Here is a 12,543-nt window from a genome sequence, read left to right as displayed (position 1 = left end):
TTGTCGGGTAATCGATCAAACAACCCATAAAAAAACGGCACACGCTAAATGCGTATGCCGTTTGGAATGCTGTTTTAACGCATTTTAAGCGCGGCGGGTCAGCGAGAAGCGCGAGCCTGCCGACGACGTGCAGTTGAGCTGGTTCTGTGAAACGAGCGCACAATTCACGCGCGAAGAGGTGCCACGTACGATCGAACGCATGTCGATCTCAACAAGCTGAGGCGACTGGTAACGATAGTTACCTTCTGCCAGCTTTTCATTGGTGTCGGTTGAGCGGGTTTCAAAAATGCCGCCATTAAAGGACGACACGATGCCGTTAGGATCGACCCATTTGCCGTCGATACCGGATGGCGCACGATTAACGACAGGGACATTGCCACCACCGCCAGGGCCGGTAGCAACACATCCTGCAAGCGCGAGCGATACGATTGCCGTAGAGCCAATGATGCGGAAGCGTTTCATGTCCATCTTCTCCGTTCGAGTGTTTACCGTGTGATGGATGGAAATTTACACGAATACAAGCCCCTTTGAAGAGGATAGCAGGAATGTTGCGAAACTGCCGCATTCGCGATTACCCGACCATGGCCGGGCAATCTGGCTATTTCATATCAAGGCGCTGAGATGCTGACGCATCAGCCTTGAAAAAGTTCAATTGCTACCCGGACTTAACCAAAGACCAATGATTGGTCTTTGCGATTAGCGCACCAGAATGTTGCGAAACTGCCAAGGGTCCTTGGTGTCGATATCTTCTTCAAACAGCTTGCCACGACCTTCAAGCGGCGTCCAGTCGGTGTAATAGCCTTTGACCGGGCCGAGATAAGGCAACTGCACTTCGAGGCAGCGGCGGTAATCGATTTCGTCAGTTTCAACGATGCCGCTATCAGGATTTTCCAGCGCCCAGACCATGCCCGCCAACACTGAGGATGAGACCTGCAATCCCGTTGCATTCTGGTAAGGAGCAAGTTTGCGTGCTCCTTCGACGCTCAGCTGCGAGCCGTACCAGTAGGCGTTCTTGTCGTGACCATAGAGCAGTACGCCAAGCTCATCCGAGCCGTCGAGGATTTCAGATTCGTCCAACACATGCTGTGCTGGCTGTGCCTTGCCATTGGCACCAAACATTTCATCCAGTGACAGGATGGCGTCGTTGCAAGGGTGATAGGCATAGTTGCAGGTCGGGCGGTATTCGAGCTTGCCCTTCTTGTTGCGAATGGTGAAGAAATCCGCGATCGAAATAGCTTCATTGTGCGTTACGAGCAGACCAAATTGCGCACCATGCGTGGGGCACCATGTACGAATGCGAGTGCTGCCGCCGGGCTGCTCAAGAAAGATTGCCGCCTTGTTGCCCTTCTTCTGCTTGCGCGCATTCTTGGGCTTCCAGTTTTCATGACTGCCCCAGCCAAGTTCGGCGGGCTGCAAGCCTTCCGCGATGAAACCTTCGACGGACCAGGTGTTCCAGAACGTATCGAACGGCTTTGGCTCTTTGGCGCGCTGGGTATCGCGTTCGGCAATGTGAATACCCTTCACTCCGGCCTTTTTCATGAGTTTGGCCCAGCCCTGACGATCATCAGTCGCAGGTTCTTCAAAGTCGAGCTTGAGTTCGATTGCGAGATCGATCAGCGCCTTTTTTACAAACCACGACACCATGCCGGGATTGGCTCCGCAGCAGGAAACAGCTGTCGGTCCACCGGGGTGCTTGCGCTTTTCTGCACGTACAGTTTCGCGCAATGCATAGTTTGTGCGCGAGGCATTGTCGGCCTTTTCGTCGAAATAAAAGCCCAGCCAAGGTTCGACGACTGTATCGATGTAAAGCGCGCCCTGTTCGCGGCTAAATCGCAGCAAATCAAGCGAGCCGGTATCAATCGACAGGTTGACGATGAATGGCTGACCGCCTCCGTCCTTCAAAAGCGGGCCAAGCACGTCCTTGTAATTTTCAGGGGTGATTGCTTCATTGATGAAGCGGATATTCTTCTCATCGAGAATTTTACGGTTCTTCTCCGATGGGTCGATAACGACCATGCGGGATTTGTCGAATTTGAAGTGGCGTTCGATCAGTGGCAGGGTACCGCGCCCGATCGAGCCAAAGCCGATCATGATAAGAGGGCCGGTAATTTCGCCATAGACTGGCCATTTCGCTTTCGCCATTTTTTTCTCTCTCCTGCTGCAAGGTGCAGCGCTTGGCATTGTCACGAGTTGGACAATGCTAATTTGCCACGATAGCACAGGTTCATAGAAAGAAAGAAACGTCACAAGCCTATGACATGAATACGTGTTTAACGAATTTACATCGTGACCAGTTGCGCGCGGATCATTCCACGCAAGGAATTGCCGACAAGAATGTTGCGCGCGCGGCTGAGGTCATCAACGGTGACAACGGCTTCTTGAACCACGCCATTGTTCAAAAGTTCGCGTCGCAGAACACCGTCGAGAAGCCCGCAGGAGAGTGCAGGGGTGACGCAAGTGGTGCCGCCGATATCGAGAAAAATCGAGGTGATTGTGCCTTCGCAAACTTCATCACGATCATTGAGGAGGATGACCTCATCGACTTCTGCTGTCGAATATTCTTCCCGGGCAGCGATATAGGCCTGGCGACGTGTGGTCTTGTGACGAAGCAGCGGATCATCATGGTTGAGGTGTGTGCGTGCAACGGCAATGCGCCAGACGCTCTGAGGCTGCAGTGGCACATAGGGCAGGGCTGCAACCGTAACCAGTCCGTCGGGTGCCAGTGTAAGCCGCAGCTTGAGCGGGTTTTCACCCGCACCGATTTCCGCAATTTTCTGATGCACGGTCTCCATACTGTAATGGAAACCAAGCTCACGCGCCGAGTTTTCAAGCCGCGCCATGTGCAGACCGCAACGCAGGATGCCGGATAACGGCTCCCATCGCATTGTTTCGATCAGTTGGTAATCGGGTTGCGCATTGCTGGCACTTGACCCGTCGCGAACCGCGCTTTCAGAAGACATTCCTCATACTCCGCTTGCGCTGTGGAATCGAAGACCACACCGCCCCCGACATTGAAAATCGCACGATTTTGGCTGTGAAGCGAGAGCGTTCGGATGGCGACATTGAATCGCATCCGTCCGCCCGGTTCAATCCAGCCCAGTGAGCCGCAGTAAATGTCACGTGGACCAGTTTCCAGTTTTCGCAGAATTTCCATGGCGCTAATTTTAGGGGCGCCAGTGATGGAGCCGCATGGAAAAAGTGCTGTAAAAAGCGTGCGTAGTGAAACATTGGACTTCAACTTTGCCCGCACACGGCTGATCATCTGATGAACGGTTGGATAGGTTTCCACCCTGAAAAGCTCAGGTACGTCGAGCGATCCGACTTCGCTCACCAGCGAAATGTCATTGCGTAAGAGGTCGACAATCATGCGGTTTTCCGCCTGATTCTTTGGGTCATGCATCAGAAACTGGCGATTGTTCTCATCTTCTTCAGATGTCGCGCCGCGTGGCATGGTGCCCTTCATCGGGTGTGTTTCCATCCAGCCGTCATCGTTGACTTCAAAGAACAGTTCCGGCGAGCGGGACAGGATGATGGGACCGCCGAGATCGCAATAGGTCGCATAGCGAACCGGCTGGCGCTTTGCGAGCGCGTTAAACAGAACGAGCGGGTCACCGTCCCACTCAGCATGAACCGGGAAAGTCAGATTACCCTGATAGCAATCGCCTTCCCGTAAATGCTGATGGAGCCGTTCGAACCGTGGCGCATAGTCCTCAAATGACCATTGGGCCACCGGCTCGCGCAGAAAAGTGATGTTGTCGTCGCTACGATGATGCAGTTCCGTATCTGCGGGGCCGTCAAAGACACCAAAGCATAAAAGCGGCCCTTTGCGACCTTCCGGCAGAAGCTCTTTCAGTTTGGGTTCGAGCAGATAGCCCGCTTCATAGGAGAGGTAGCCTGCAAGCCATTTGCCCGCTTCGTGGGCGCGTTGCATGGCCTCCCATGCTGCGTCGAATTCTTCCGGCTCATCGGCACGGATGATTGCAGAAGGGCTCGTGAAGAAAACTTCACGACCCGCTTTGTCATCCCGAAAAAGGATGTGTGGCCTATTCAAACCCCTATTCAAACCCTTGTGGGTCACGAATTTGCTCAGTCTTCCATAGCTTCGAGTTCGTCGATGATGCCTTCCACCACTGACAGGCCCTTGCTCCAGAAATTCGGATCGGTTGCATCAAGGCCAAATGGTGCCAGCAATTCTTTGTGGTGCTTGGTGCCACCGGCCTTCAGCATGTCGAAGTATTTCTGCTGGAAACCCTTTTCCGAGTTCTGGTAGACGGCATAAAGCGAGTTTACCAGACAATCGCCGAAAGCATAGGCATAGACGTAGAACGGCGAATGAATGAAGTGCGGAATATAGGTCCAGAAGGTTTCATAACCCGGATTGAGATGGACCGCATCGCCAAGGCTTTCGCGCTGAACATCCATCCAGATTTCACCGATGCGTTCTGAAGTCAGTTCGCCTTCGCGGCGTTCGGTGTGAACACGACGCTCAAACTGATAGAAAGCGATCTGGCGCACGACCGTATTGATCATGTCCTCGGCCTTCTGGGCCAGCATGGCCTTGCGTTCGCGCTTGTTGGTGGTGTGTTCAAGCAGCGAGCGGAACGTGAGCATCTCACCAAAGACGGAAGCCGTTTCAGCCAGTGTAAGTGGCGTGGATGCCATCAGCGCACCCTGTTCTCCAGCCAGAACCTGATGCACGCCATGGCCAAGCTCATGGGCGAGGGTCATCACATCGCGTGGCTTGCCCATATAGTTGAGCAGCACATAAGGATGGGCGGAAGGCACAGTTGGATGCGCAAAAGCGCCTGGCGCTTTACCGGGACGAACCGGCGCGTCGATCCAGTTTTTGTCGAAGAACTTCCTGGCGATCTCGGCCATTTCAGGTGCGAAATTGCCATAGGCGGAAAGTACGGTTTCACGGGCTTCATCCCATGAGATCAGCGCCTGCGGTGTTTCCGGCAGCGGCGCATTGCGATCCCAGTTTTCCAGCTTTTCAAGGCCGAGCCACTTGGCTTTCAGCGCATAATAGCGGTGCGAAATACGCGGATAGGCTTCTTCAACGGCACTGCTGAGCGCATCGACCACTTCGCGCTCGACGCGATTGGCAAGGTGGCGGCTGTCGGCAATATCCTGAAAACCGCGCCAGCGGTCGGAGATTTCCTTGTCTTTGGCCAGCGTATTGGTGATCAGCGTGAAAGTACGCAGGTTTGCGCCAAAAGTCTTGGCGAGCGCTTCCGATGCCTTTTTGCGCACGGCACCGTCTGCATCCTGCAGCATGTTGAGGGTCTGCTCGATGGCCAGTTCTTCGCCATCGACATCAAAGCGCAGGCTCGACATGGTTTCATCAAACAGGCGGTTCCATGCGCTGTAGCCGGTGATCGACTTTTCGTGGAAAAGCTGTTCGAGCTTGTCTTCAAGCTCATATGGCTTGTCGAGGCGCAGATCCTCCAGCCATGGGCGGTAGTGGCCGATGGCCGGATTGGAGGCCATCGCTTTTTCAAGCACGTCATCATCGATGCGGTTGATTTCGAGGCTGAAGAAAATGAGCGGCGTGTTGGCGTCTGTCAGTTTCTGCTGCACATCGCCGAAAAGCTTCATGCGCTTAGGATCGGTCGTGTCGCCGTAATAATACAGGCCCGCGAAAGAGGCGATGCGGCCCATCAGTTCACTGAGCGCTTCATATTCCTTGATTGCTTCAGCAAAATTGCCGCCATTGGCCTTTGCAGCTTCGTCTCCGAGTTTGCCCTTCCAGCGGGTTTCAAAATTGGCCGCATCTTTTGCAGCTTTTTCGAGATCGGCTTTCAGTTCAGCGCTCTCGGCAGAAGGATAAAGGTCAGCCAGATTCCATTCCGGCAATTTGCCGAGATCCGGCTTTTTGGCGGCGCCGGTGTCACCGGCTGGCAGATGAAGAGCAGCGTCAAACATGGTGGGCTTTGAAAAACGGTTCATCGCATTGGTCATTGGCATTCTCCTGTTGCCCCCTTCTCGCATGTCTTTTTCGTGACGCCAAGGGGGCGCGCTTGAGCTCGAAGGTGCGACACTATTCTGAGGATGATGCGTGAATGTCTGAGCATTGGGCTTGCATTAATCTGGAACGATGCTCCAAATGACGCGCCTGAAATATGACACATACTAAATATTGGGATGTTCCGGCACATACACCACTGGTAGTGAAGCACCCATGAGTACGCGTATTCTTATAGCGGATGATGATCCGATTCAACGCCGCAGCCTCGAAACGGCTGTGCTGCGCATGGGGCATAGAACCATTCTTGCGGATGGCGGCACAAGTGCATTCGGTTTCATCAGTAACCGTAAAGACATCGCGCTCATACTTCTCGATCTGACCATGCCCGACATGGACGGCTGCGCAGTTCTTACAAAAATGCGTGAAGCGGGCATCAATATTCCTGTCATCGTGCTGGTACAGAACGACGACCTCGAAAAAGCCATGCAGGCTATCAGGTTGGGTGCGGTCGACTTCATGACCAAGCCTGTCGTGTTCGAGCGGATGCAGGTTTCCGTCGCCAATGCTTTCAAACTCGATTCGCTGACGCAGGAACTCAAGCGGACGCGTTCTTCGCAGAAGTCGCATATCCTGCTTTCCGAAATGGTGACGAAGAGCCCGGAAATGGAGAAAGTGGCCATGCTTGCGCGTCGCGTGACGCCGCTTGATACGCCATTGCTCATTGAAGGCGAAGTCGGCACGGGCAAGGAAACGCTGGCGCGGGCGATCAGCAGCGGTGGCACACGCTGGCAGGGACCGTTTGTTGCTATCGATTGCCGGTCTCTCGCAAAAGGCAATGCCGATCAGGTGCTGTTTGGGCATTCGGGAACAGGATCGACCAATTCTGGTGAAGCCCCAATCCGGATCGCGGGTAAGATCGCAGAGGCGCAGGGCGGAACGTTGTTTTTTGATGAGATAAGCGCGCTGTCTTATCGCACGCAGCTTCGCCTCTTTGAAATCATGCAGGCATCGCAATATGCGGCCGCTGGTGACAGCGCCGATCTTTTGGCAGACACACGCGTCATTGCGTCAAATAGTCATTCCGTGACAGAGCTCGTGCATATGGGCCGGTTTCATCCCGGCCTTTATCACCTGATTTCATCGTTTTCGATTGAAGTTCCGTCGCTTAGAAATCGTCTCGAAGATATTCCGATTCTGGTGCATCAGTTTCTGATGCATTTTGCCAGCGAAGAGCGACTTGGGCATATCACCGGCATTACGCCCTATGCTTTGGAAAGCCTCAAGAGCTACGATTGGCCCGGCAATGTGCGTGAGCTAAAGAACGCGATCTATCACGCCGTCCTTTTGTGCGATGAACACGCGCTGACAGTCCGCGACTTCCGTCATATGGGCGAAGGAAGTGCGGCTCATTCTGGCAGGAATGCGGCCTTAAACCCGATGTCGGGCGAGAGCCTCCCAGTTCGGATCAAAGAAAATTCCAGTGCGGGGTCGATCAGCGGCATCACGCTCGAAGGGGAAGTTCGCACGCTTGCGGCCACCGAAGAGGAAATGATCCGCTTCGCAATCGCGCATTATGACGGCCAAATCAGCGAGGTCGCGCGGCGTCTGGGCATCGGAAGGACCACACTTTACCGAAAATTGAAGGAATATGGCATCGATGTGGCATCCATAGCTGGCAAGGGGCATGACGATGCAGATGACGAAAATGATACCGGTCAGAGCCGTGTTATAAACGGGTAAATGACCATTAACTTATTGAAATTTAGTAATTTACCGAACACTGCCTGTCGGTGTTGCCAGAATGTAAGCATCGACGAAGATTGTTAATAGTTTCTTTACCATGACGAAAATAGATGCGCCTGTGTGTCTTTTTTGCCATGGTGTTTCCTCATTTGTTGTTCACTAAGCGTCCATTAACCATTAAATCCGACAATCGGGGCTCATGCATATTCGTTTCTACGAGCTCTGATATGGCCCTTTGGGCGGACAACACGGTAAGGCGATATAATTCAATGAGCAGGATATCGACCATTAAAGCGCGCTTGGCGAAAGTCTGGAATGGCTGGACTGGCCAGACTGGCCAGACTGGATTGTCTGCTTCCGTATCTCGGGTTCGCTCTTCTGTTTCCGCATCTTTGGTTGCAGCCGCAGTCGTTACGGCACTTGCGCCGTCGCAGGCATCGGCTGAAACCCGTACGCTGAAGCTCTATTATGTCCATACCGGTGAGAAGGCAGAAATCACCTTCAAAAAGAACGGTAAGTTCTTGCCTGATGGTTTGAAGAAACTGAATGTCTTCCTGCGCGACTGGCGTCGCAACGAGCCGACCAGAATGGACCCGCGCCTGTTCGACCTTGTGTGGCAGGTTTATCGCTCTACCGGCTCCAACCAGTACATCACAGTTGTTTCTGCCTACCGTTCGCCTGCGACCAACAACATGCTGCGCTCTAAATCCAGCGGTGTGGCCAAGAAGAGCCAGCATACGCTGGGTCGCGCTATGGACTTTTTCATTCCCGGTGTACCGCTTGCAAAACTGCGCGGTATCGGGATGCGCTATCAGATCGGTGGTGTTGGCTATTATCCGCGTTCCGGCTCGCCTTTCACCCACATGGATGTGGGCAATGTACGCTCGTGGCCACGTATGAGCCGCCGCGAGCTGTTGGCTCTGTTCCCGGATGGCAAGACCGCTCACCTTCCAGCTGATGGCAAGCCATTGCCGGGCTATGAGCAGGCGCTTGCCATGATCGAAAAGCGCAAAGCTGGCGGTGGTGGCGTCATGATGGCCAGCAATTCAGCCCCTCGTAAGAGCAAGACGTTGTTTGGCGCATTGTTCGGTGGTGGCGGTGCTGACGAAGAAGAAGATAATGGCAATGATGCCGCGCCAGCCCCGGCGACGGTTCGTCCTGCCCGGGCTGCACCTGCTCGTCAGGCACCAGCGGTCGCGCCGCCTGCTCCTGTGCAGCAGCCGGAAGCTATGATTGCGGCCTTGCCGACCCGCGAGGCGCCGGTACCAATGCAGGCCCCACGTCCTGAAGCGACTGTTGAAGTGCCACAGCAAGCTGAGCAAGCGCCCGTAGTTGCCCTCAATGTCCCGATCCCGGCTCGTAAACCGGCAAATGCTGCTCAGGATGCGATTGCACTTGCGGCTGCACAGCCAGCCGACGCGACAATGCAAGAAGTCGCTGACGCTAGTCCTAACCCACTCATGACCGGTTTTGTTCCAATTCCGTCCATGCGTCCGCAGCAGGAAGTGGCTACGCAGGTCGCCGCTGCCGCAGTTCCGAGCGCCCGGCCTGAACGTGATGAGCTGAACCCGCAGGATGCGATCGCTCAGATTGTGAATAACAATCCGGATAGTGCAGCGACTGTCGCCGATGCTGGAAATGCAATTCAGCCGGGTGCTGCCGCAGCTTATCCTGTGCCGAAAGAGGCGCCGCGCGCTAATACGCAACTGGCCTTGCTCTCCAAAAAGGATGAAATCGGTGAGCTGATTGCGCCGCCGGAAGATGATTTCGACACGCAGCCTATAGCGTCAGCAAACCGTGAGCCTGCGAAGATTGCGCCTGTTAAGACGGCTTCGGTTGCCAGAGCTATTCCTGCTCCAGCGCGTCAGCGTGTTGCAACCAATGGTCATGGAACGAAAAGCAGCGCCCGTTCTTCGGGTAAAGGTGATCGCCATGTAGCCAGAGCAAATGCGCGTCCAAGTCCTGTCGTGCAGCCTGCTGCGATGCCAGCCTCTGCTGTCGCTATGTCATCCGATTCTGTTTCACAGACCGCCCCAACGACCAATCCGGTCCTGCGTAACGATGCGATGCGCACTGCACCCGCAATGGTTTACACCGCAGGTTTCCAGCGTGGCGACCTGCCAAGTGAACGCGCCAATCAGTTCAGTGGCAATGCTGTCACCTTCCTGACCGTGGCTAAGTTCACCGAAACGAACTGATCCTCCAACAGATCAAAAAAGGGGCCTTTGAGGCCCCTTTTTTATTTCGCTTTCTTAAGTTCAGCCTTTCAAGGCAGCGGCTTCTGCTGCGAGCTTGGTAATGCCGTCCCAATCGCCAGCTTCGACCAGTTCCTTTGGCGCAACCCATGAGCCGCCTACGCAGATGACGTTTGGCAGCGAAAGATAAGTCTTCGCATTGGAAAGGCTGATGCCGCCAGTCGGGCAGAAGATCGTTCCGGCCAATGGCGATGACAGGGCTTTCAGGAATGGTGCACCACCTGCCTGTTCTGCCGGGAAGAACTTGAGATGTGTATAGCCTTCTTCGCGCAACGCCAGCATTTCGCTTGGCGTGATCGCTGCTGGCAGCAGTGGCACGTCGCTGTCGTTGGCTGCAGCGAGAATATATTTCGTAACGCCGGGGCTGACGATGAAACGTGAACCTGCCTTGGCAGCGTCTTCATAGTGCTTTGCATTGAGAATAGTGCCTGCACCGACGATTGCTTCCGGCACTTCCGATGCGACCGCGCGGATCGCGTCGAGTGCTGCAGCCGTGCGCAAGGTGATCTCGATTGCTGGCAATCCACCCTTGGCCAGCGCGCGTGCCAGCGGAACCGCATGTTCAACCTTATCAATCAGCAAGACGGGAATGACTGGTTGGCCTTGCAGGACGGGAACGAGAAGATCGGTTTTCTGCGGCATGAGCTTGCTCTTCTGCTTGAGTGTGCGGGTAAAAATCGATTTAAAGTGCATGGCCTTGTTTGTCTACCGCGTACATCAAAACCGATGCGCGGCGCGGCAGTGTTATGCCGCTTGCAATATACGGCCGAGGCTGCGGTTCCAGCGTTCAAAGGCTGCGGCCATGCGGCTATCATATTGATTGCGTGTGAAGGCTGGCCCGTTATAGCGGCGTGCGAAATTGCGCCAGTCTTTCTGCTCCAGTGCTGTCTTCAACCCGGCTTTGTCGATGAAATTCAGCATCAGTCTGACCTGTCCACCGACAGAACTGCGCGCTTCCGCCATCAGTTCATCAATGCTGCTATAGCCCAGCCATTCCCAATGGGCGCCCATCACCTGACCAAGTCCCCATGAGGTGGATTCAAGCGCCGCCTTCTTATGGATAGACACGGCCCGCTCAAGCAAAAGCCAGCGTTCGCGCTGGGTCTTCGGATTGCGCACGCGCCCTGCTTCCGGCGCCGATAATCCGGCTTGACGCGCCTGATCACGAATACGGCCTGCAAGCCTCCGGTCGAAATAATGGCCTTCAAAGCGTATTGCCGGTTCTTTTTTGCCATTAATGTCGAAAAGCGCGCGACCGCCACTTTCCACTTCAGCCACTGCCAGAAGCGCTGCCGGATCAATTCCGGCTTGCCTTGCCAATGAGATGATTTCTGCAAAACTTTCCGTATCGAACATCAGGTTTCTCCTCTTGCAAACCGCGTTTATCGAAGCCGGATTTTCGCTTGTCTTGAGAGGAGGGGGATAAATAACTTGAATTTGCCGCGTTCGAGGACTAGTTCGGAGGAAATTTGGAAGAGATCGAACGATGAGCAATCTGCCTTTTACTGTTGCTGCCCTTTATTGCTTTGCGCGTTTGCCGCAATATGAAAGCCTGCGCGAGCCGCTGGCCGAACTTTGCTGCTCTAACGGCATCAAGGGGACGCTGCTGCTGGCGGCGGAAGGCATCAACGGTACAGTTGCAGGAACAAAGCCAGCGATTGAGAAGCTCGTGGCTTACATCACGTCGATCCCGGAGCTTGCCAATCCGGAACTCAAATACTCTCATGCCAGCGAAATGCCGTTCTATCGCATGAAGGTGCGTTTGAAGCGCGAAATCGTCACCATGGGCGTCGATGGCATTGATCCGCTGAAAAGTGTTGGCACATATATTGCGCCCAAGGATTGGAACGCGCTGATTGCCGATGAAGACACGGTCGTCGTCGATACGCGCAATGATTACGAATATGCTATTGGTACGTTCGAGGGCGCGCTTGACCCAAACACCAAGACATTCCGCGAATTTCCGGAATGGGTGGAGCAGAACCGCGACAAGCTTGAAGGCAAGAAAATCGCCATGTTCTGCACCGGCGGCATTCGTTGTGAAAAGGCGACTGCTTTCGTCAAAGGTTTGGGCTTCGACGATGTGTTCCACCTTAAAGGCGGCATTCTGAAGTATCTTGAGGAAGTGCCGAGCGAAGAAAGCATGTGGAATGGTGAATGCTTCGTGTTCGATGAACGCGTGGCAATTGGTCATGGCCTGACCGAAAGCGATATTGAGCTTTGCCGCGCCTGCCGTCGTCCGATTACGGCTGAAGACAAGCTTTCCCAGTTCTTCGAGGAAGGCATTTCCTGCGCTGGTTGCTACGACGAACGCACGCCGGAAGATCGCGCGCGTTTTGCCGAGCGCGAAAAGCAGGTAAAACTCGCCAAGCTTCGTGGCTCAAGTCACAAGCACATTGGACGCTAGAATATAGGATGTTGGGGTTTCTTTTGCCGCATCATTCTTATCAGCACTAGCCAAAGCTAATACTCCCCTTTAAGGTGGCTATGTTTTCGGAACGATCTGAATTCGTTACGGAAATTCTGGGCGGCTTTTGCATGGACGCCCGTGTGAAAAGGGTCTGACGGCATCCGGGT

General features: G+C 54.3%; 10 protein-coding genes. 3 read left to right on the top strand and 7 right to left on the bottom strand.

The window, feature by feature from the left end; all coding sequences use genetic code 11:
• Positions 1–84 precede the first annotated feature (84 nt).
• From omp10 to C9380_RS17350, 5 genes are all read right to left on the bottom strand, one after another.
• On the bottom strand, positions 85–462 hold the full coding sequence (gene omp10, locus C9380_RS17370; protein WP_024895956.1) for an outer membrane lipoprotein Omp10: 378 nt from the start codon (positions 460–462) through the stop codon (positions 85–87).
• A 234-nt stretch (positions 463–696) separates the two neighbouring features.
• Positions 697–2,142: a homospermidine synthase gene (locus tag C9380_RS17365; RefSeq protein WP_128094133.1), complete on the bottom strand. Its 1,446-nt coding sequence runs from the start codon at positions 2,140–2,142 to the stop codon at positions 697–699.
• Between the two features lie 137 nt (positions 2,143–2,279).
• On the bottom strand, positions 2,280–2,960 hold the full coding sequence (locus C9380_RS17360) for an aminotransferase class IV family protein (RefSeq protein WP_128094132.1): 681 nt from the start codon (positions 2,958–2,960) through the stop codon (positions 2,280–2,282).
• Positions 2,894–4,051, bottom strand: a complete 1,158-nt coding sequence (locus C9380_RS17355) for an aminodeoxychorismate synthase component I (RefSeq protein WP_374844485.1) — start codon at positions 4,049–4,051, stop codon at positions 2,894–2,896. The genes C9380_RS17360 and C9380_RS17355 overlap by 67 nt, the downstream gene beginning before the upstream one ends.
• Before the next feature lie 35 nt (positions 4,052–4,086).
• Entirely contained in the window at positions 4,087–5,949 is a 1,863-nt protein-coding gene (locus C9380_RS17350) for a M3 family oligoendopeptidase (protein WP_128094461.1), read from the bottom strand.
• A 232-nt stretch (positions 5,950–6,181) separates the two neighbouring features.
• Here C9380_RS17350 and C9380_RS17345 point away from each other — a divergent pair, with 232 nt between their 5' ends.
• Positions 6,182–7,708 carry a sigma-54-dependent transcriptional regulator gene (locus C9380_RS17345; protein WP_024895951.1) on the top strand — a complete coding sequence of 509 codons (1,527 nt, stop codon included), beginning with the start codon at positions 6,182–6,184 and terminating at the stop codon, positions 7,706–7,708.
• A gap of 272 nt (positions 7,709–7,980) precedes the next feature.
• Positions 7,981–9,909, top strand: coding sequence for a peptidoglycan L,D-endopeptidase MepK (locus tag C9380_RS17340; protein ID WP_024895950.1), 1,929 nt, complete (start codon positions 7,981–7,983; stop codon positions 9,907–9,909).
• Between the two features lie 60 nt (positions 9,910–9,969).
• Here C9380_RS17340 and C9380_RS17335 read toward each other — a convergent pair whose 3' ends face one another.
• Together C9380_RS17335 and C9380_RS17330 are read right to left on the bottom strand one after the other, a co-directional pair.
• Positions 9,970–10,608 (bottom strand): 2-dehydro-3-deoxy-phosphogluconate aldolase, encoded by a 639-nt coding sequence (locus C9380_RS17335; RefSeq protein WP_128094131.1) that lies wholly within the window; start codon positions 10,606–10,608, stop codon positions 9,970–9,972.
• Between the two features lie 102 nt (positions 10,609–10,710).
• Positions 10,711–11,322, bottom strand: coding sequence for an N-acetylmuramidase family protein (locus tag C9380_RS17330; protein ID WP_100557391.1), 612 nt, complete (start codon positions 11,320–11,322; stop codon positions 10,711–10,713).
• Positions 11,323–11,452: 130 nt separating this feature from the next.
• On the opposite strand from C9380_RS17330, the gene trhO reads away from it, so the two are divergent.
• Entirely contained in the window at positions 11,453–12,373 is a 921-nt protein-coding gene (gene trhO, locus C9380_RS17325; RefSeq protein WP_024895947.1) for an oxygen-dependent tRNA uridine(34) hydroxylase TrhO, read from the top strand.
• Positions 12,374–12,543 lie beyond the last annotated feature (170 nt).

Source organism: Brucella pituitosa, from assembly GCF_003049685.1.
GTDB classification, from domain to species: domain Bacteria; phylum Pseudomonadota; class Alphaproteobacteria; order Rhizobiales; family Rhizobiaceae; genus Brucella; species Brucella pituitosa.
Note: the sequence above shows the minus strand (reverse complement) of the source record. Positions and strands in the feature narration are given on the sequence as shown.